This is a genomic window from Curtobacterium sp. 'Ferrero' (assembly GCF_002412165.1).
GTDB lineage: Bacteria > Actinomycetota > Actinomycetes > Actinomycetales > Microbacteriaceae > Curtobacterium.
In genome coordinates this window covers 20687-41269 of record NZ_NXIA01000022.1, presented here as the reverse complement: position 1 = coordinate 41269, position 20583 = coordinate 20687, and the positions used below count along the sequence as shown (strand labels likewise).

Below are 20583 nucleotides of genomic sequence, written 5' to 3'. Positions count from 1 at the left end.
GGGCAAGGACAACACCATCACTGCCGCCGACTGACACACCCACGACCACCACCACCGAGGGCCTCGCGCACACCGCGAGGCCCTCAGCCATTGCGGGCGAGTCGGTCAACGTCCGGACGCTGCGCACGGGCTGACGGCTGCACCCGACTCTGCGATATCTGGCAACGGCGTATGGACCGAACGAAACCGGTGCGGAACATCACATCTGGTACTTTCCGACAGGGCAGAACCGCCCAGTCATCAGCGGAACCGGGCAGATGCAGCACGCCCCGCCCATCGGAGATCGGCTGCTGGTTTCCGCGAAGAACGCGAGAGGACCGAACCTTGCTTCCCCACCAGCTCAAACGGACCGCCACAGGCCTCGCGGCTGCCACCCTGGCCGTCGCCGGCCTGGCAGCGGGTGCCACACAGGCCTCCGCGACCCCGCAGGCACGAGTCAACGCTGTCCCGGGTGCCACGTTCCAGTTGATCAACCAGTGGAGTCCGTCCCTCGGCGTCACGGAGTGGGGAGCGATGGACGCCACCGGCAGGCGGGTGACCTACAGCTCGGCAGCACTGGCCAGGGCGAACGCACCGTTCTGGACGGTGTACCGGTGGGACGGGAACGACGACAAGCTGACGATCAACCTCACCTCGGATCTGTCGAAGTGCCTCGGGGTCTTCGGTGTGGACACGTCCCACGCCACGATCGTCCGGTCCGGCAGCGTCTGCAACGTCGCGCCGCAGGCCACCGCGACGGGTTCGGTCTGGAGGATCGAATCCGGCAACCTCAGGTGGGTCCCGTTCTCGACGCCCGGCTTCCTGACCGGTCGCCCGTCCGCGAACATCAGTGACACCGGCGGGCGTTTCGACGTCGACCGGGACAACACGCGGTTCTCCTCCCTCCCGACGAGCCTCCTCACCCCGACGCGCGATCACCCGTTCACCGCGTCGGGCTCCTTCCCCGCCGACCCCGCTCGGACGGCGGTGTACTCCGGGACCGCAGAGCCGAGCACGCCGATCGAGGTCAAGGACAACGGGGGCAAGCTCGTCGCGTCGACCACCTCCGACGCCGACGGCAACTGGACGATCAACTTCCCCGCACCCGACATCCGCGGCAGCCTCTACACCGTCCACGTCAACCAGATCATCGACGGCACCGCCACCGGCAACATCCAGGTCGACCTCGACTACGGCACCCGCGTGTCGATCACCACCCCGACCGACCAGGCCACCGTCCCGGCCGGCGCAACCACCATCAGCGGCGCCGGCGAGCCCGGCTCCCAGGTGCAGGTCATCAACAACGGCGGCACCACCCCGGTCCTCTCGACCACGGTCGCCGCGAACGGCACCTGGACCGGCTCGGCGAACCTCGCCCGCGGCGAGCACGTCCTCGAGGCCAAGCAGCTCTCCAAGGGCGCCCGCACCACCACGGACACCGTCACCGTCAACCCCGGCCAGTCCGCCCTGACCGCCGCGACGATCACCACCGACGAGTACACGCCCGGCCAGCGCACCACCTTCACCGGCACCGCCACTGCCGGCGCCACCATCGACATCCTCGCCGCCGACGACGCCGTCATCGCCAGCGGCGTCCAGGTCGCCGCCGACGGATCGTTCTCGTTCCAGGCCACCCCGGCCGCCAGCACCACCGAGTACTCGTTCCGCGTCCGCCAGACCCTCGGCAGCGACACCCGCACCGACGGGCCCTTCACCATCGTGGGGGCGGTCCCCGTCACCGTCACGCAGCCGACGACGGTCACCCCCGGCGTGACCAACACGTTCGTCGGGACCGGGCCGGCCGGCTCGTCGTACCGGGTGCTGAACGTGTCAGGGACGCAGATCGTCCCGGGCACCTTCACGATCGACGCACAGGGCAACTGGACCTTCCAGCGTGTGGTGTCGACCGGAGCGACCAAGTTCGACTTCCGGCTCGAGACCACTGATGCCCGCGGGACGACCACGACGTCTCCGCTGTTCTCGATCCCTTCCGGGCAGCTCACACCGGTCACGGTGCAGACGACCCAGGTGATCCCCGGCCGGGAGAACACGTTCTCCGGCACGGCCACCCCGGGCGCGATGTTCTCCGTGTTGAACATCTCGGACACGGTCCTCGACCCGGGCATCGGGAGCACGTTCCGGGTGGGCCCGGATGGCCGGTGGCAGTTCACCCGCGTCGTCTCGACCGGAGCGACGGGCTTCCGGTTCAAGGTCCGCCAAACCCTCAACGGCCAGACCGTCACGAGCGAGCTGTTCACGATCCCGGCGGCCACCGCCTGAACACGACGGCACCGACGCCCCGGCCACCACTGCAGCCGGGGCGCCGGTGCGCGGTCTCGTCTTTGCCCTTTCGTATGCGATGTATTACGCTGGGAACATCACATGACGAAAGCGGAGGTCGCAGCGTGAGCACGGTCTGGATCATCAACCACTACGCGCACCACCACGAACGGGACGGTCGCGCCACACGCCACCAGTCACTCGCGGAGCACCTCACGGCACTCGGCTGGCGGAGCATCGTGATCGCTGCCGGAACCGATCACCCCACCGGACGGTCGCACCTGCGGGGGCTGCGAATCCGACGCCGCTGGACCGGCGAGGGCTACGACTTCCTGTGGCTCCGCGGAGTCGACTACCGGGGTGCCGGGCTCAGCCGAGCTGTTCGTCGGGTCCTGGACATCGTCGTCTTCACGTTCCTCCTGCTCGTCCCCCGCTCGCTGGCCGGACTGCCCCGTCCGGACGTCATCGTCGGCGGTTCGTTCCACCCCCTCGCCGCCTGGGCGGCCGCCCGCCTGGCACGACGCCACGGCGTCCCGTTCGTGTTCGAACCGCGCGACCTGTGGCCGGAGTCCGCACTCGGCCTTGCCGGCATGACCGAGCGACACCCCGTGATCCGTGCGCTCCGCCGACTCGAGCAGGACATCGTGCGACGAGCGGACCACATCATCTCGCCCCTCGGCGGGGTCGGCCGGTACTACGCCGACCGCGGCTACCACGGCGGCTTCACCTGGGTACCCAACGGCGTCACCGTCGACCAGCTGCCCGGGGAACGACCCCGTGACGCGGGCGCATCCCTGGCGGACGCGCCGTTCACCATCGCCTACATCGGCTCGATGGGTCCTGCCAACGCGTTGGAGGTCGTCATCGACGCGTTCGACCAGGCCGCGACGACCGCCAGGGCACGGGGGCTCCGGCCCCTCGCGCTCCGCATGGTGGGGGACGGCGCTGACGTGACGGCGCTCCGCGAACGCGCGTCGAGCCTCCCGTCCGCTGCCTCGATCACGTGGGACGGCCGGGTCTCCCAGGGCGAGGCACGAGCGATCGGCCGCCAGGCCGACTGCCTCGTGGTCAACATGCACGACCTCCCGCTGTACCGACACGGCGTCTCGATGAACAAGCAGTACGAGTACATGCTGCTGGAGCGCCCGCTGCTGGTCGGCGCGCCCGTCCCCCTCGAGTCGGTCGAGGCCGCTGAGTGCGGCGTGCACGTCCCGGCGGACGACGCCGCGGCGCTGGCCGAGGGGATGCTCACCCTCGCCTCCATGTCCGACGAGGAGCGCGCCGCCATGGGTGCACGCGGTCGCGCGCACGTCATCCGTGAGCACGACTACGGACGTCTCGCACGCACCTACGCATCCGCACTCGCCGCGGCCGTCCGCCGGTGAGCCGACGGCCTCCGCTGACCGACCGCATCGACCCGAACGGAACACCAACCATGCCGTACGACATCGTCCACGTCTCCTCCGCGCACCCGTGGGTGGACAACCGCGTCCACCTGCGTGAGGCCGCCGCAGGGGTCTCCGGCGGACGGCGCGTGATGCTCATCGCTGTGGAGAGCGACCTGCAGGCGCCGACCACCGGTGTCGAAGTCATCTGCATCCCGCGCCGCCGCCGGGTGCGCCGCATGGTCGTGTCGACCGTGCAGGTGCTCCGCCTGGCGCTCGCCTCCGGCGCGAAGGTCGTGCACCTCCACGACCCCGAGCTCATCTGGACGATCCCGGTGCTCCGCCTCGCGGGCCGCGCCGTCGTCTACGATGCGCACGAAGACCTGCCCGACCAGGTCTGGGGCAAAGACTACCTGTCGCACCGGCAGCGTGCGGTCTTCGCCGCGCTCTCGCACCTGCTGCTGCGCGTCGCAGGCACCGCCGACCGCGTGGTCACCGCGACCGAGTGGACCGGGCGTCGGTTCCCCGCTGGGCGGACGGTCGCGATCCACAACTTCCCGCTCGAGCGAGCCGAGGACACCGAACAGCGCCCGCTCGAGCAGCGTGCTCCGGTCGTAGCGCACGTCGGGGTCCTCAGCAAGGACCGCGGGATCGACGTGATCAGCGCGGCAGCCGACGAGGATGCCTTCCCGTCGGACTGGCGGATCGAGATGGTCGGTTCCATCGACGCGGCGACGGACACGACCGCGCTCCGCGCCGCCGAGGCCCACGGACGGATCCGCCACCACGGCGTGGTCGGCCCGATGGAGGCGCGGGACCTCCTGCTGGACGCACGGATCGGCGTCGTGCCGTTCCGCCGGACCCCGGTGACCGACCAGATCTTCCCGACCAAGCTCTTCGAGTACCTCGCCGCCGGCCTCGCGGTCATCGCGACCGACGTGCCGCTCTGGCGCCGTCTGCTCGAAGGAGTCAGCTGCGTGACGTTCGTGCCCGCCGACGACCCAGCAGCCATCGCCGCCGCGGTCCGCCGCTACGCCGACGACCCGGAACTGCTCGCGGAACACGGCGCCGAGGCACGGCGCGCGGCGGAACGCTTCTCGTGGGCACGTGAGGCCGACCGGCTCGTCGCGATGTACGACGAACTGCTCGGCGCGTCCGAGGAGGGCTGAGTCCGTGACCGTCGCCCCCGTCTCCACCCCGCTCCGGCCCGCGGATGCCGCCTCGCTCCGGGCCCTCCGCCGTGTGTTGGTCGTCGCAGTGATCATCGCCGCCCTGGCCGTGACGATGAACTGGATCTCCGAGCACCTCGTGGCTCCGCTGTTCGCCTACCTCGGGTACACGTACGTCGCTGCACCGTTCCTCGTGCTCGCCACCGCGATCGCGCTGACGACCGCTGTGGCGCTGGCGCTCCCCGCCCGGATCACCAAACCGTCGCACGTCGTCCTCTGGACCCTCTTCGTGGTGTGCGTCGCACCGACGATGCTGATGGGTGTGTCCTCGGGGTACCTCTCCCACCCCACGGCCCTGATGCTGTCGGCGGCCGTCGGGACAGCGTTCGCACTGGTCTCGTTCGGCGTGCCTCGGGACGGTGGGGACGAGCAGACACCAGTGCGCGATGACGCCACCGCCGATGTCCTCCGCTTCGGCGCGCTCTCCGTGGGCCGAGGGACGCTCACCTGGACCATCTGTGCCGTCTACTCGCTGGCCACCTACGGGATCATGGCGGCGACGGTCGGCGTGCACGTCCGGTTCCTCGCACTCGACGACATCTACGACGTCCGCGCGGACTACACCGCCGACGTCGGCACGGGCGGCGCGCTCGGGTACCTGCTCACGGGTCAGGCGTTCGTCGTGAACCCGCTGATCCTCGCGCGGGGCATCTTCCGGCGCCGTCCGTCCCTGATCGTGCTGGCGCTCGTCGGGCAGTTCCTGCTCTACTCGAGCACGGGCTTCAAGACAGTCCTGTTCTCATTCATCGCCGTGCTCGGGATGGCCCTGGTCTTCCGCCGGCGCACCGGCGGGGCGTCCGCGATCCCGTTCCTGGCCGCTCCGCTCGCCATCATGGTGGCCTCCGCCGCCGCCGACGAGGCATCAGGCGGGATCACCTGGACGTCGGTCTTCACCCGGCGGTTCATGCTCACGCCGGGCCTGCTCTCGTCGGTGTACGTCGACTACTTCAGCCAGAACCCCGTCGCGATGTACGCCTACTCGTTCCTCGGCACGTGGATCGACTACCCGTACGATCTTGCGCCGCCCAAGCGGATCGCGGACTACCTCGTGCCAGGATCGACCGGGTACGCCAACGCCAACTTGTTCGCGGACGGGTTCGCGAACTTCGGTTGGGCCGGGATCGGCGTGGCGGCACTCGTCCTCTGGGTGTGGTTGCGGTTCGTCGACCACGCGATCAAGGGACTGCCGCTGCGGGTCGCCGCGATGGCGCTCGTGATGCCGAGCATCGCACTGTCCAACACGTCGATCTTCACGGCGATGCTCTCGCACGGCCTCGTGATCGGCACGGTCATCCTGCTCATATGCCCGCGGACCGGTTGGGCGCCGGTCGACGGCGCCGCGGGTGCGCGGAGGCGCCGGAGCACCGGCGACACGTCGACCCGGACACGCGGCGAGCAGCGGGACGTGCTTGCTGGGCAGCTGCCCTCGCGCCGTGCCGCAGAGCTCGGCGCTCGCGGTCGTCGCGTCAGGTCCGGTGCCGCACGGCCACCAGTCTCCGGGACCGCCCCGCGGGTCGCCTCTGCACGAGTGGCCGCAGCCCGAGCCCCCCGAGCGGCCCGACGAGCTGCGGCCCATGCGGCTGTGCCGACCAGCTGACCACGACGGAAGGCGGGCGCCCCGGCCTCCGTCGTGAAAGCGGTGCCGGGCACGCCGGTCTCGACCACCACCGTTCCCACGTTCGGTCGGAGCGGTCAGCCGTCGCGGAACCGCACCACGGCGTCCGTGGCCGACACGACCGGGTCCGTGACGAGGCTGCCCCACGAGTTCCCGATGCTCAGGAATGAGTTGGTTGCCGAACGGCATTGCAGTCCGACGTCACCCGCGGACACCTGGTTGCCGAACACCGCGCCCGAGTTCGCCGTGGCGACCACGAGGATGCCTGCCGTCCGCGCCGTGCCGAGTCGCTGCACATCGACCACCGAGTTGCGGAAGATGGTCAGGTCGGCGTTGGAGTGGTACGCCGAGATCGCCCGCCCGAACCCCACGAGGTCGTTCTCGGCGATGACGAGGTCGCGGGTGAGGTAGACGAGGATCGGCGCGTCCCGATCTGCGTCGCCGTACCCCGACACCGCATTGCCCAACAGGACGCCGGTCGCACGTTCGGCGGGGGAATCGATCGTCTCTCCGGCACCGCGGACGACGATCCCGGGCCCCGGGCCCCGGAATGACCGGGTGACGGTGTTGCCGATCACGGAGCAGGAGAGCGGCGCGTACTTCGTCTTCGAGGCGTCGTCCTCGTCCTTCGACGGCACGAGCGCGATGCCGACGCGGCAGTCCTCGACCCGGTTGCGGAGGATCGCGATCTGTTCCCCGCCGTGGGTGTCGATGCCCTCCCATGCCGGAACCCGGCTGACCCAGTTGTCACTCACCGTGATCCGGGCACTGCGCGGGAACCGATCGGTGCCCGCGGCCGTCGACCGAGCTGCTTCGATGCCGTACGAGTTCACGTAGGGAGCTGGCTGGTTCACCTGGTCGATGCGGTTCCCGCTGACGAGCCCGTCGGTGCAGGAGACCAAGAGGACGCCCGCGTAGCCGACGTCGGTGATCGTCGTACCGCTGATCGCGAACTGCTCCACGTGTTCGAGCAGCACCCCGTCGTGCGACTGCCCGCTGATCGAGCCGCCGTGGACCACGACGTTCCGGAGCGGGGCCGCAGTCGTCCCGGTCGCCTGGATGCCTCGGCCGAGGCCCGAAACGGACCCGTCGGCGCCCCGCAGGACCGGCTGTTCGATGCGGACGTCCGACGAGAACACGTGGAGGAGGGAGATGTGCGACGGGGTCGACAGGGACCCACCTGCGAAACGCAGGGTGATCGGCGCCGCGAGGACCACGGGATCGACCACGCTCCAGTTCCGGGTGATCGTGACGCACGACCACGGCGGAGCGGTGCCGATGAGCTCGTGGACGGACGCAGCCCCACTGTCGTCCACGGCGTGGGGCGTGGCCACGGCGCGCGGGACGATCGCCGAGATCGTCGACGCGGCCGTCACGGTGGCGAGCGTCCGGATCGCTCCGCGACGGGTCACCACGGGGCACCTCCGGAGCGAGCTGCCCGCGACGACGTCAGCGCACGGTCACCGTTCGGCCGCGGGTTCCGGAAGCGGCTTCCTGCGGCTCCAGGCCGTCGACCGGCGATCCCGGCGTCGGTGCCGGAGCCGTCCCGACCGCCACTCGGTGCCCCCGGGCTGCGCGGGCGACGAGCAGCAGGACAGTCGAGTACGCGACCACCATCGCGACCGAGAGCGCCGCGACGGTCGCACCGGCTGATCCGCCCGCGAGGCTCGTGACGAGGACCGCACCGGACGTCAGGGCGAGACGCGCTGCATCCCAACACAACTGCGTCAGCTGCCGGCCGAGCAACGACAGGAGCTGTGTCACCGGCGACGCGATCACCTGCACGGCGAAGGCCGGCACGAGGATCTGCGCGAACGTTCCCGACACCTGCCACTCGTCCCCGAAGACCCACGAGAACGCGGTCGGCGCGAGGACGAGGACGAACAGGGTGCCGGCCGCGCCGGCGCCCGCGAGACGCAGCACGATCCGCCGGAACAGCCGGTCGACCGGTGTCCCCGAGCGCACCGCCCGTCCGAAGACCCCACTCGACCACTGCGCGACTGCGTCTGCGAGCATGCCGACCGGTGTCCCCAGCACACGCATGGTCAGCGCGATGTACCCAGCCGACGTGCTGCCGAGCGCAAGCGCGATCAGCACACTCGGCGCCTGCTGGCCGAGGACGTTCAGGAGCGCGGACCACGGTGTCACGAGCAGGAACCGGCGATGCGTGCGGAGCGTCCCCGTGAAGTGCTCTGCCGACGGCGAAGGACTGCGGTCGGGGAGTCTCCGCGGGCGGAACGAGGAACCGACGATCCCTGCGAAACGACCGATCGACAGCCCTGCGAGCAACCCGACCGGTCCGAGCGGTGCCGCCAGGATGTTCCACGCGGTCTGGGCGAGCCCCTGCACGGCGTTCCTGGTCGCCAACTCGCCGTACTGCTGCCTCCGGGCGACCGTCGCGCTGACGATCCGGAACGCACTGACGACGAAGGTCGTGACCGGGAAGAGCCACCACACGACTTCGAGTGACGGAGCAGCGAAGCTGTGCGCAAGGACACTCCGGAGCGACCAAGCGGCGAGCGCGACCCAGGAGGCGACCACCGCCGACACGGCGAGTCCGAACACGACCAGGTGCCGGACCGCCCGGCTGGACGGGGCGACCACCACGGCACGGTCGGTCCCCATCGCGGCGAAGGCACCGAGTATCGAGCAGAGGGCGGTGATGACGGCGAGGGCGCCGAAGTCCGACGGCGCGTACCAGCGGGTCAGAATCGGCGACACCGCGATGACCGAGCCCTGACCGATCAGCGAACCGATCAGGATCACAGCGATGCCGGGGGCCTTCCAGCGCATGACTCGCCGCATCTCGTGTCCCTTCGTCAGGCGTGCCGTGATCTCGAACACCCCCATTCAGAATATCACATGTCATGGCTTTGCTCCGATCGGATCCGGGAGCCCTGCGCGCCGGTAGACACGAAGCAGATGACCGGCCTCGCGATCCCAGTGCAGGTGGTCGCGTGCAGCAGCTGCCGCGGCTCGTCCGTGCCCGTCGAGCCGCGCCGGGTCGGACTCGTAGGCCTGCACCGCACGGAGTACTGCGTCCGCGTCCCCAGGAGGTACCCACGTCACGCAGTCGAATGCTCCGACGAGCGCTCGCCAGGCCGGGATGTCGGAAGCGATGACGGGGAGACCTGCCGCGAGGTACTCGAGGAGCTTCGTCGGGATCGACGTCCTGAAGGCCTTCGTCGGCAGGAGCGGCACGACACCGATGCGAGCATCGAGGAGCACATCGCGGGCGGCAGTCGGCGACACGACGCCGTTGTACTCGATGCGACCGGCGTCGACGTGCTCGTCGAAGGCCCGTCGGTCGACCGCCGGGTCGATCGGACCCGCGACCACGAGTGACCAACCGGGCACTTGGTCGAGGGCGTCCGCGAGCGCCGTGAGCACGGACAGCCCACGGTCGTGGTTCACGGCGCCGAGGTACGCGATGCGCCGCCGACGGGTGGACGGCGGCGCGGCGGCGGCGTCCTCGGGTCGCAGGCGGGGAAGGTTGCGGACGACCTGGGTCGTCCGAGGGTCGAAGCGCTCCGCGATGGTCGGCGTCGCAGCGACCACGAACGACGCCCGGCGCGCCAGGGCGACGGCCGCGTGTGCCAGGGGGACTGCGAGGAGTCGCCCGGCGCGGCCGAGGTACTCCTTGCCCAGGACCTGGGCCGGGAGGTCTTCGTGCGCGTCGTAGACGACGCGGCGACCTGCGAGGCGGAGGAAGAGCACCGACCAGAGCAGCTCTGGATCGTGGAGGTGCACGATCCGTGCTCGGGACGACCAGGCGGCCAGGACCGCCTGGACCGACGAGAGCACCACCCGGGCAGCGCGCCGACGACGCCGGAGCCGTCGGACGTAGACGCCCGTCGTCGGATCGGGTCGGTCCCAGTCGGGGTCGACCACGCCGTCCGTCGTGACGGCGACGAGAGCGGTCCGGTACCCCGTCGCCGCTGCCGTCGCCGCCGACCGGAGGTGCACGCGGTTGTCCGTCCACGGGTGGGCGCTCGACACGTGCACGATGTCGAACGGGCGAGGCCTGGAGTCCATGCCGGCACGCTACGAGTGCGGGCGCCCCCCGCCACATATCTCCGTACTTCGTATTTCAGTCACCCGCGGGGGCACCGATGGCGATCACCATGCAGTCCCAGCGGGACGTGTCGAGCACCCGTCGACCATCGACCACGGTCCGGACGCCGGGCAGCGCAGTGTCGCGCATCGTGCGGTACTCAGCGTGGTCGGCTTGCACGATGGCGGCGTCCACGGCGTCGCCGTGCTGGTACGCCGCGAAGCCGAGGTGCTCGAGCTCGCTGTCCAAGAACATCGGATCCGTCACGGTGACGGACGCGCCGCGGGCCTGCAGGGCGGCCACGGTGCCGAACACCCCCGAGAACGCCGTCTCCTTGACACCGCCGCGGTAGGCGGCGCCGAGCACCACGACACGCTGTCCGGCGAGGTCCCCGTGCAGGCGCTCGAGGAGGTCGACGGCGTGGTCCGGCATCGCGGCGTTGCGCCGACGCGCGGCTCGGACCACGGTGGCGTCCGGGTCGTTCCAGAGGTACAGCTGCGGGTAGACGGGGATGCAGTGGCCTCCCACGGCGATGCCCGGCTGGTGGATGTGGCTGTACGGCTGCGAGTTGCAGGCCTCGATCACCTTCGCGACGTCGATGCCGTTCTGGCCGGCGAAGACCGCGAACTCGTTGGCGAGCGCGATGTTCACGTCGCGGTAGGTGGTCTCGGCGAGCTTTGCCATCTCTGCTGCCTCGGCGGTGCCGAGGTCCCACACACCGTTCGGTCGTGGCAGGTCGTCCCGCGCGTCGAACTGGAGGACGGTCTCGTAGAAGACCCGCGCACGGTCGCACCCTGCGTCGGACAGTGCTCCGATCAGCTTCGGGTACCGGCGGAGGTCCGCGAACACCCGCCCGGTGAGGACGCGCTCGGGCGAGAAGACGACGTGGAAGTCGCGCCCCTCGACGAGGCCGGAGGCCTGCTCGAGCATCGGCGCCCACCGTGTGCGCGTGGTGCCGACCGGCAGGGTGGTCTCGTAGGCGACGAGGGTGCCCGGGCGGAGGTGCGCTCCGATCGATCGGGAGGCGGCGTCCATCCAGCCGAAGTCGGGGGTGCCGTCCTGGCCCACGAACAACGGGACGACGACCACGACGACGTCCGCGGTCGGGATCGCCTCGGCGGGGTCGGTGGTGGCGCGGAGCCGGCCCGCGGGGACGACCTCCCGCAGCCCCTCGGCGAGACCGTGCTCCCCGGGGAACGGTTCGATCGCGGCGTTGACCGACTCGACGACGGCGGGGGCCACGTCGAGTCCGGTGACGGTGGCGCCCGAACGGGCGTACTGCACCGCGAGGGGGAGGCCGATCTTGCCGAGGCCGACGACGACGACGTTCATGGTGTGTGCTGCTCTCTCCGGCGAGGCCGGGACGGGTTGTGGTGGTGTTCGGGTGGTCCGGACGGACGCGACGACCGCGCTCAGGCTGCGAGGGCGACCGCGGTCCGGGTGCGGGCCGAGCGGATGATCGCTTCGGCGACCGCCACGGTCCGTGCGCCCTCGGCGAGGGTGACGATGTCGTCACCGCGTCCGAGGACGGCGTCACGGAAGGCCTCGTGCTCGACGAGGAGCGGCTCGCGCTTCTCGATCGCGAAGCGCGTGCTCGCACCCTCGGCGACCCCACGGAACGCGGCCACCTGGTCCCAGGCCGTCGCGACCGTGCCGTTCTCGTGGAACGTGAGGTCGGCGTGCAGCGTGTCCGCGACGAACGCACCGCGCTCGCCGGTCACGATGATGAGCCGCTCCTTGAACGGGGTCAGCCAGTTGACGAGGTGCGAGGTGACCGTGCCGTCCGCGAGCTGACCCGTGACGGTCACGAGGTCCTCGTGCGGGCGACCGCTCTTGGTGCATGCGAGCGCTCCCACGTGCACGTACGGCGAGCGGGCGATCCACGCGGTCGCGTCGATGTCGTGTGTCGCGAGGTCCTTCACGACACCCACGTCGGCGATGCGGGCGGGGAACGGGCCCTGCCGCCGGGTGGCGATCTGGAAGACGTCGCCGAGCTCTCCCGCGTCGAGGCGGGTCCGGAGTGCGCGCAGCGCGGGGTTGTAGCGCTCGATGTGCCCCACGGCGCCGACCAGGCCGGCCGACCCGAAGGCTTCCACCAAGCGGGCGGCCGCGCGTTCGTCGACCGCGACGGGCTTCTCGATCAGCGCGTGCACGCCTGCTGCGGCGAGCACGAGACCGATCTCCTCGTGGAGCGCGGTGGGGACCGCGACGACCGCGATGTCGATGCCGAGCGCGATGAGCTCGTCGACCGACCGGACGACCGGGGTGCCGTTCGCGATGCCGTGCGGGTCGCCGAGCGCGTCGGCGAGTCCGACCAGCTCGACGCCGTCCACCGATCGGAGGACCCGGGCGTGGTGCCGCCCCATCATCCCGAGGCCGATGACGCCGGCTCGGAGCGTCCGGGGGCTCATCGGCCCGCTCCTGCGAGGGCGTTGACACCGGCGACGATGCGGTCGAGCTGGGCGAGGGTGAGCGTCGGGTAGACGGGGAGTGCGAGGACTTCGCGGGCGGCCCGCTCGGTCGCCGGCAGGTCGAGGTCGAGACCGAACGACGGCAGCCGGTGGACGGGCGTCGGGTAGTAGACACCGGAGCCGACGCCGTGCTCGGCACGGAGGGCCTCGGCGAAGCCGTCGCGGTCCTCGGGGACGCGGACGACGAACTGGTGGAAGACGTGCTCCGCGTCGGGGTGGACGGTGGGGACCACGACGCCGCGGAGCTCCCGGGCGAGGTAGGCCGCGTTCGCCTGCCGCTGGGCGGTCCAGCGCAGCACCTTGCCGAGCTGGACGCGACCGATCGCGGCGTGGATGTCGGACATCCGGGCGTTGAAGCCGATGATCTCGTTCGCGTAGCGCTGTTCCATGCCCTGGTTGCGGAGCAGGCGGAGGGTCCGCTCGACGTCGTCGGAGGTCGTCGAGACCATCCCGCCCTCGCCCGCGGTCATGTTCTTGGTCGGGTAGAGGCTGAACGCCGAGGCGTCGGACGTGCTGCCGACGCGCTGGCCGGCCCACCGGGCCCCGTGCGCCTGCGCGGCGTCCTCGACCACGAGCAGCCCGTGCTCGGCGGCGATCGCCGAGAGCGCCGTCATGTCGGCGGGGTGTCCGTAGAGGTGCACGGGCATGAGCGCCTTGGTCGCCGGCGTGACCGCCCGGCGGACCGCCGCGGGGTCGACGCAGTAGCTGACCGGGTCGATGTCGACGAAGACCGGCGTCGCACCGACGAGTCGGACGGCGTTGGCGGTGGCGGCGAACGTGAACGAGGGCACGATGACCTCGTCGCCGGGGCCGACACCCAGCGCGACGAGGGCGAGGTGCAGGGCGGCGGTGCCGCTGTTCACGGCGACGACCGGCCGGTCGTCGACGAGCACCTGGCCGAACTCCCGCTCGAAGGCGGCCACCTCGGGCCCCTGGGCCAGGCCGCCGGACGCGAGGACCACGTCGACGGCGCGGCGCTCGTCCTCGCCGATGAGCGGCTTGGCGGCGGGGATCAGTTCGTCGGCCGCGGGCGCGACGCCGGGCTGCTGCGCGGGTGCGGGCTGCGTGGCGTGGATGGTGGTCATCGGGTCACCTCGATCGAGTCACCGGCTGCGGAGAGCCGGAAGTGGTCGCCCGTGGCCGGGCAGGTCAGGAGGTCGCCGTGGGTGGCGACGAGTCGCTCGCCGGTCCGTCCCACCCAGCCGATCCGGCGTGCGGGGACCCCGGCGACGAGGGCGTGGTCCGGGACGTCGCGGGTCACGACGGCGCCGGCGGCGACCATCGCCCAGCGACCGACGCGGACCGGTGCGACGCAGATCGCGCCGGCACCGATCGAGGCGCCGTCCTCGACGACGACCGGGGTCGCGTGCCAGTCGACGGCGTCCTTGACGGAGCCGTCCGGGTTGACCGCGCGCGGGACGTTGTCGTTGGTCAGGACGGCGCCGGGGCCGATGAAGACGCCCGAGCCGACGACCGCGGGCCCGTAGACGAGGGCGGCGTTCTGGATCTTGCAGCGGGCACCGATGACCACGCCGGCGCCGATGGTCACCCCGCGGCCGACGAGGGTGTCGGCACCGATCCGCGCGTCGGACTCGACGTGGCTCTCGTACCAGACACGGACGCCGTCGCCGAGGACGGCGGAGGCGGCGACGACGGCGGTCGGCGCGGTGAAGGCGTTCGGGTTGGTGGGCATCGCTTGCTCCTGTCTCCGGTGGCTGCGATCCCAGGTTACATATCAGTACGCGAAATATCAAGTGCGATGCAAAGGGCTCCCCGAAGCCGTAGGGTCGAGCCGTGCGCTGGAGTCGAGTCGGGTGGCCCGCCGTCGGGTACGTCTCCCTGGAGGACGTCGACGGCTACGCCGAACACCTCGCCCGACTGGTGACCGACGCCCCGCCCGCGGTGGCGGCCCTGGCGAGCGTGCGTTGGAACGAGGCGCGTGTCGAGCAGTGGGAGACGGACCTGCCTGCAGACGACGGCAGTCGGACGGTCCACGCCGCCGTGGTCGTCCGCACCGACGAGGTGCTCGACACCCCGGACGGGCTCTGGAAGCGGTGGAACCACGCGCGCGTCACGGTGCGCTTCGCCCGGGCGGTCCTCGACCCCGAGGACACCACGCCGCTCGACCTGCTGGCCGGGGACGTGCACGTGTCCCGCGGGGAGCTTGCGCACGTCGACGCCGACGTCTGGGAGCTCCGGCTGCTGCTCTCCCCCACCGGCGAGCTCGCGGTCCACTTCCGCGACGTCACGATCGAGGTGGCCTCGGTCCGTGAGGGCGTCTGGGCCCGCCTCGAGCAGCGCCCGCAGCACGGCTGGCACGGCCCGGTGCCGGACGGCTGGGTGGAGTGGGCGAACCCGGCGGTGCGCGCCGCGGCGCACGGGGACGTCGGCGGGCTCTCGCTCGCGCTCGACGGCATCGGCAGCGATCCGGTGGGGATCGACGAGGTCGACCCGCGCTGGGGCTTCGCCCCGCTGCACGCGGCGGCCTGGTTCGACCGGCGCGGCACCACGGAGGCCCTGCTCGAACGGGGTGCGGACGTGACGGTCCCGACGCCGAGGGGCGCAGTGCGCTCGACCTCGCTCGCGAGCGCGGCTCGCGGAAGGCGGAGGAGGTCCTGCTCGCCTCGTTCGACGACCAGACCGCGGGGCTCCACTTCACCGCGGAGGACCCCACCTCCGACGAATCCGCCGACTGATCAGCAGAACGGACTGGAGGCGCGGTGCCAGCTGGCACCGCGCCTCCCGTCCGGTGGACGCGAGCGCCTCAGACGGTGAGCGCGTTCGCCTGCGCGACCCGCCCGTACCAGCGCGCCGAGTCCTTCGGCGTCCGCTCGAAGGTCTCAGGGTCCCACGCGACGAGGCCGAAGGTCGGGCGGAAGCCCGACGCCCACTCGTAGTTGTCGAGGAGCGACCAGTGCTGGTAGCCGAGGACCTCGATGCCGTCCTCGATGCAGCGGTGGATGCCCTCGAGGGCGCCCTGCGTGTAGGCGACCCGGCGGGTGTCGTCGGCGGTGGCGATGCCGTTCTCGGTGATCATGAGCGGCACGTGGCCGGACAGCTCCCAGGCGCTGCGGAGCCCGTCCGCCGAGGCCTCGGGGTAGAACTCCCAGCCGGTCAGGGTCGTCTCGACGTCGTCCGCGAGGGGCAGCGGACCGTTCGGCCCGATGAACGTGCGGGTGTACGCCTGGACGCCGAGGAAGTCGTCCCCGGCAGCCTGCTCGAGGTACCAGTCGTCGCGCGGGTACCCGTACTCGCGGAGCATCTCCTCGGAGCCCGGCTCGCCGTTCGCGCGGAAGGCCTGGGTCGCGATCGTCCAGCCGGACTGCAGCCCGTCGACCTGCGACAGCACCTCGCGGGAGCGCCGGTGCGACGCGAGCAGCTGGTCGGCCACGTGCAGGTCCGGGTTCGGCAGGCCGTACGCCACGAGGTTCGACGCGTCCTCTCCCCCGGCGAGCATCGCGGCGATGTTCGGCTCGTTGATGGTGCAGACGTAGCGGACGCCGTCCTGCACGATGGGCAGCGCGGCCTCCGTGTAACGGGCGAACAGGTCGGCCGCGTCCCGTGCCCGCCAGAAGCCGTCGCGCTCGAACCACCGTGGGACGGTGAAGTGCATCAGCGTGACGATCGGTTCGATGCCGGCCTCGTGGCAGGCGTCGACCATGCGGCGGTAGTGGTCGATCTCGGCGCGGGAGACCCAGCCGCGCTCCGGCTCGATGCGCGCCCACTCGATGCTGAACCGGTAGGAGTTCAGGCCGAGGTCGGCGGCGATGCGGATGTCCTCGCGGTAGCGGTGGTAGCTGTCCGCGGCGTCGCCGGAGGGCTCGAGGATGGTGGTGTCGGGCTCGTGCTCGTGCACCCACCAGTTGCTGTTGACGTTGTTGCCCTCGATCTGGTGGGCGGCGGTGGCGGCACCCCAGAGGAAGCCGTCGGGGAACTGCAGCGTGGTGATGATGTCGCCTTTCAGTGCGTGCTCATGAAGGTGTCGAAGACGGCGAGCGTCGCCGCCGGGTTCTCGACCTGCGGGCCGTGGTAGCTCTCGGGGATGACCTCGTAGGCGGCGCCGGTGTCCTCCGCCATCTGCCGCTGCCACGGGATCGGCCAGGCGTTGTCCCACTCGCCGTGCGTCACGAGTACCGGGAGGCCGGTGGCGCGGAGTGCGGCGGACGAGTCGGTGTGGTCCTCGAGGATGTGCCCGCCGGCAACGATGCTGGCCGGGTCGTGCACGGCGAAGCGGTCGCGGACGAGCCGGGCGTCGTCGGGGAGTTCGTCGTCGGGACGGCCGGCCCAGAGCGGGTTCGTCGCGTCGAACAGCTGGCGGAGGTTCCCGTCGGTGTCGTGCAGGATCGTGAGCTCGGCGACCTTGCGGTAGGGCCAGCCGTACGGGCCGGAGCAGAACTGCACGACGTCGCGGAACGACTCCGGCGACGCGATGGCGGCCTCGCGGACGATCACGCCGCCGAGCGAGTGGCCGATCAGGTGCACGGGCGCGCCGTCGTCGAGCAGCCGTGCGACCCGGACGACGTCCGCGGCCTCTTCCTGCAGCGTGTAGCCCGCCGGTCCGGACGCGCGTGCCGAGTCGGCCTGGCCGCGTCGGCTGATCGCCACGGCGGTCCAGCCGGCCTCGCGCAGGAGCGGCATGAAGGTGCGCCAGTCCTCCTTCGACCCGGTGTACCCGGGGACGACGAGGACGACGCCCTTCGACGGCCCGGCGGGCACGACCCGGTATGCGGTGAGGCGGCCGACGGGGAGGTCGACGCCGACGACGTCGACGCCGTCCGGGGTGGGGAGGTGTCCGAAGGCGGGGACGGACGGGAATTCGTGGAGCGTGGTCATGCCAGCAGTGCCCTTCGAGGGTTCGGCACCGCGTCGAGCAGTGCCACCGTGTACGGGTCCTGCGGGTCCTGCAGCACCTCGGCCGTGCGACCCCGTTCGACCACGGCGCCGTCGTGCAGCACCATGATGTCGTCCGTGATGAGGCGTGCACTCAGCAGGTCGTGCGTGATGTAGAGGAGCGAGACGCCCCACTGCTCGCGCAGGTCCTCGAGGAGCGCGAGCACCCCGGCGCGGAGCGTGACGTCGAGCATCGAGACGGGCTCGTCGGCGATGATCACCTGCGGGTCGCTCGCGAGCGCCCGGGCGATGACGACGCGCTGCCGCTGCCCGCCGGAGAGCTGGTGCGGGAGCTTCTGCGCGAACTGCTCGACGGGCGTCAGCCCGACGGTCTCCAGGAGTTCGAGCATCCGACGTCGGGCGTCGCGGCCGCGGAGGTCCGTGTAGTTCGCGATCGGCCGGGAGAGGATGTACTCGACGGTGTGCAGCGGGTTGAGCGCCGCGTACGGGTCCTGGAACACCATCTGCACCTCGGAGCGCAGGTCCTTCAGGCCACGCCTGCCGAGCTTCGCCACGTCGACGTCGCCGAACCGGACCGTGCCGGTGGTGGGCTTCTCGACGCCGGTGAGCATCTTCGCGATCGTCGACTTGCCCGAGCCGGACTGGCCGACGAGGGCGAGCGACTGCCCGGGCTCGAGGGTGAACGAGACGTCACGGACGGCCTGGACGGGCTGCTCCCCGCGGCGGGGTGCCGGGTAGGTCTTGACGAGGTGGTCGACGACGACCGGGTTGCGGGCGGCAGAGCGCTCCCGCGAGCCGACGGTGCTGAACGACGACGTCGTCTCCTGACGCGTCGCGCCCTCGGACGAGCGGAGCGACCGGTCCGGGAACCCCGGCAGCGACACGACCTCCGCGCGCGGGTCGGCGTAGTGCGACAGCAGCATCTTCGTGTAGTCGTCCTGCGGATCGCGCAGGATGTCCTTCGAGCCGCCGTCCTCGACGATGCGTCCCTCGTGCATGACGAGGACGCGCTCGGTGGCCTCGAGGACGATGCCGAGGTCGTGGCTGATGAGGATCGCCGTGAAGCCCTCGGACTGCTGCAGTTCGATGATCGTGTCCATCACCGCGTGCTGCACGAGGACGTCGAGCGCCGTGGTCGGCTCGTCGAACACCATGAGCCGCGGTTCGAGCGACAGCGCGAGGGCGATCGACACGCGCTGCCGCATGCCGCCGGACAGCTCCCCGGGGTACCTGGCGAGCATGGCGGCGGGGAGCTTCACCTTCTCGACGAGCTCCTTCATCCGCGCGTCCCACCGATCGCGCGGCACGTGGCCGTGGGCCTTGAACACGTCGATGAAGTGGTTGCGGATCGTCCGCACCGGGTTGAGGGCGTTCATGCCCGACTGCAGCACCATCGCGAAGCCGCCCTGGCGCTGCTGGCGGAGCGCTTCGTCGTCGAGGTCGCGGATGTCCGCCCCGCCGAAGAAGATGTTGCCGCCGTTCGTCCTGGCCGGGGGCTTCTGGAGACGGGTCAGTGCGTAGCCGAGGGTGGACTTGCCGGAGCCGGACTCCCCCACGAGGCCGACGAACTCCCCCTTCCGCAGCTGGAACGAGACGCGGTCGACGGCCTGGACGGCCTCCTGGCCGGCCGACTCGTAGACGACCGACAGGTCGCGGACGTCCAGCAGGACGTCCTGCGTGGCGTTCGTGGCATCGGACGGGAGGCGCGTGGCGGCGCCGTCCCGCGCCTCCCGTCCGGTGGTGGGCTGGCCGCTCATGCTGCTGCCTCCTTGCGCTTGCGGCGCGCGCCCTCGCGCAGCCGCGGGTTGGACACGGCGTCGACGCCGAAGTTGATGAGGGTCAGGCTCATCGCCAGGAGGGCGATGCAGAGACCGGGGGCGAACAGCAGGATCCACTGGCCGGTGAGCAGGGCGTTCGAGTTCTGCGCCCAGTAGAGGATCGTGCCCCAGCTGACGATCGACGAGTCGCCGAGCCCGAGGAACTCGAGGCCGGCCTCGGCGAGGATCGCGCTCGTCGCGGCCCCGAAGAACGAGCCGACGATGAGGCTCGTCATGTTCGGGAGGATCTCGCGGAACACGATGCGGGTCCCGCCGTCGCCGGAGAACTGCGCGGCCGTCACGAAGTCACGACTGCGGAGCGACTGCGTCTGGCTCCGGAGGACGCGGGCACCCCAGGCCCAGCCCGTCACGACGATCACGGCGATGATGACCGCGATGCCGCCGTTCTGCAGGTACGCGGCGATGACGATCATGAGCGGGAGGCCGGGGATGACGAGGAAGAGGTTCACGATGAACCCGATGACCTCGGCGACCCAGCCGCGGATGTAGCCCCAGCTCAGGCCGATCGCGACGGCAACGAGGGTGGAGAGGAAGCCCGCGACGGCACCGACGAGCACGGACACCCGGGCGCCGTGGATGAGTTGGGAGAGGACGTCCTCGCCGGCGGCGGTCGTGCCCATCCAGTGGGCCCAGGTGGCGTCGGCGCTGCGGGCGAAGCCGTTCTGGCTGGCGCCGTAGGGGGCGAGGAGCGGGGCGGCGATCGCCACGAGGACGAACACGCCCAGGATGACGATGCCGATCCGGGCCTTGGTGTTGCTCCAGACGACGCCGAACTGGCGTGCGGCGGCTTTGAGCTTCGACGGGGCTTGTTGTTCTTGCTGCGTGCGTACTGCGACCGTGGTGTCAGGTGTTCTGGTCGTGGTCATCGGCGCGTCCTCGGG

General features: G+C 71.1%; 16 protein-coding genes. 5 read left to right on the top strand and 11 right to left on the bottom strand.

From position 1 onward, the window contains the following. Window positions 1-324: 324 nt before the first annotated feature. The 4 genes from Csp2054_RS15395 (at window position 325) to Csp2054_RS15380 (ending at window position 6470) form a co-directional block, all read left to right on the top strand. The gene (locus Csp2054_RS15395) at window positions 325-2259 is read left to right on the top strand and encodes a hypothetical protein (RefSeq protein WP_141399291.1); all 1935 of its coding nucleotides are present in this window, start codon (window positions 325-327) and stop codon (window positions 2257-2259) included. Between the two features lie 125 nt (window positions 2260-2384). Then, window positions 2385-3644 carry a glycosyltransferase family 4 protein gene (locus Csp2054_RS15390; protein ID WP_176491748.1) on the top strand — a complete coding sequence of 420 codons (1260 nt, stop codon included), beginning with the start codon at window positions 2385-2387 and terminating at the stop codon, window positions 3642-3644. A gap of 50 nt (window positions 3645-3694) precedes the next feature. Continuing rightward, the gene (locus tag Csp2054_RS15385) at window positions 3695-4813 is read left to right on the top strand and encodes a glycosyltransferase (protein ID WP_096900334.1); all 1119 of its coding nucleotides are present in this window, start codon (window positions 3695-3697) and stop codon (window positions 4811-4813) included. Between the two features lie 4 nt (window positions 4814-4817). Next, window positions 4818-6470 carry an O-antigen polymerase gene (locus tag Csp2054_RS15380; RefSeq protein WP_096900333.1) on the top strand — a complete coding sequence of 551 codons (1653 nt, stop codon included), beginning with the start codon at window positions 4818-4820 and terminating at the stop codon, window positions 6468-6470. A 95-nt stretch (window positions 6471-6565) separates the two neighbouring features. Here Csp2054_RS15380 and Csp2054_RS15375 read toward each other — a convergent pair whose 3' ends face one another. The 7 genes from Csp2054_RS15375 to Csp2054_RS15345 all read right to left on the bottom strand — a co-directional run bounded on the left by Csp2054_RS15375 (window position 6566) and on the right by Csp2054_RS15345 (window position 14706). Then, entirely contained in the window at window positions 6566-7900 is a 1335-nt protein-coding gene (locus Csp2054_RS15375; protein ID WP_176491747.1) for a right-handed parallel beta-helix repeat-containing protein, read from the bottom strand. Window positions 7901-7937: 37 nt separating this feature from the next. Next, complete coding sequence (locus Csp2054_RS15370) at window positions 7938-9338, bottom strand: lipopolysaccharide biosynthesis protein (RefSeq protein WP_096900331.1); 1401 nt, start codon at window positions 9336-9338, stop codon at window positions 7938-7940. A gap of 15 nt (window positions 9339-9353) precedes the next feature. Next, a complete protein-coding gene (locus tag Csp2054_RS15365; protein ID WP_096900330.1) occupies window positions 9354-10523 on the bottom strand; it encodes a glycosyltransferase in 1170 nt (389 codons plus the stop codon). 55 nt (window positions 10524-10578) lie between these two features. Further along, on the bottom strand, window positions 10579-11874 hold the full coding sequence (locus tag Csp2054_RS15360) for a nucleotide sugar dehydrogenase (RefSeq protein ID WP_096900329.1): 1296 nt from the start codon (window positions 11872-11874) through the stop codon (window positions 10579-10581). An 80-nt stretch (window positions 11875-11954) separates the two neighbouring features. After that, a complete protein-coding gene (locus Csp2054_RS15355; RefSeq protein ID WP_096900328.1) occupies window positions 11955-12953 on the bottom strand; it encodes a Gfo/Idh/MocA family protein in 999 nt (332 codons plus the stop codon). Continuing rightward, window positions 12950-14098 (bottom strand): DegT/DnrJ/EryC1/StrS family aminotransferase, encoded by a 1149-nt coding sequence (locus tag Csp2054_RS15350; protein WP_096900327.1) that lies wholly within the window; start codon window positions 14096-14098, stop codon window positions 12950-12952. Before Csp2054_RS15350 ends, Csp2054_RS15355 begins: the two co-directional genes overlap by 4 nt. Beyond that, complete coding sequence (locus tag Csp2054_RS15345; RefSeq protein WP_096900326.1) at window positions 14095-14706, bottom strand: acyltransferase; 612 nt, start codon at window positions 14704-14706, stop codon at window positions 14095-14097. Before Csp2054_RS15345 ends, Csp2054_RS15350 begins: the two co-directional genes overlap by 4 nt. Before the next feature lie 101 nt (window positions 14707-14807). Here Csp2054_RS15345 and Csp2054_RS15340 point away from each other — a divergent pair, with 101 nt between their 5' ends. Next, a complete protein-coding gene (locus tag Csp2054_RS15340; RefSeq protein WP_096900325.1) occupies window positions 14808-15788 on the top strand; it encodes an ankyrin repeat domain-containing protein in 981 nt (326 codons plus the stop codon). Here the strand turns inward: Csp2054_RS15340 and Csp2054_RS15335 are convergent. Genes Csp2054_RS15335 through Csp2054_RS15320 form a run of 4 tightly spaced genes read right to left on the bottom strand, consistent with a single transcriptional unit; the run spans window position 15778 to window position 20568 of the window. Continuing rightward, window positions 15778-16965: a glycoside hydrolase family 1 protein gene (locus Csp2054_RS15335; protein WP_096900342.1), complete on the bottom strand. Its 1188-nt coding sequence runs from the start codon at window positions 16963-16965 to the stop codon at window positions 15778-15780. The genes Csp2054_RS15340 and Csp2054_RS15335 overlap by 11 nt on opposite strands. 8 nt (window positions 16966-16973) lie before the next feature. After that, a complete protein-coding gene (locus Csp2054_RS15330; protein ID WP_096900324.1) occupies window positions 16974-17846 on the bottom strand; it encodes an alpha/beta fold hydrolase in 873 nt (290 codons plus the stop codon). Further along, window positions 17843-19621, bottom strand: coding sequence for an ABC transporter ATP-binding protein (locus Csp2054_RS15325; RefSeq protein WP_096900323.1), 1779 nt, complete (start codon window positions 19619-19621; stop codon window positions 17843-17845). Before Csp2054_RS15325 ends, Csp2054_RS15330 begins: the two co-directional genes overlap by 4 nt. Next, window positions 19618-20568 carry an ABC transporter permease gene (locus tag Csp2054_RS15320; RefSeq protein WP_096900322.1) on the bottom strand — a complete coding sequence of 317 codons (951 nt, stop codon included), beginning with the start codon at window positions 20566-20568 and terminating at the stop codon, window positions 19618-19620. The genes Csp2054_RS15325 and Csp2054_RS15320 overlap by 4 nt, the downstream gene beginning before the upstream one ends. Window positions 20569-20583: the final 15 nt, after the last annotated feature.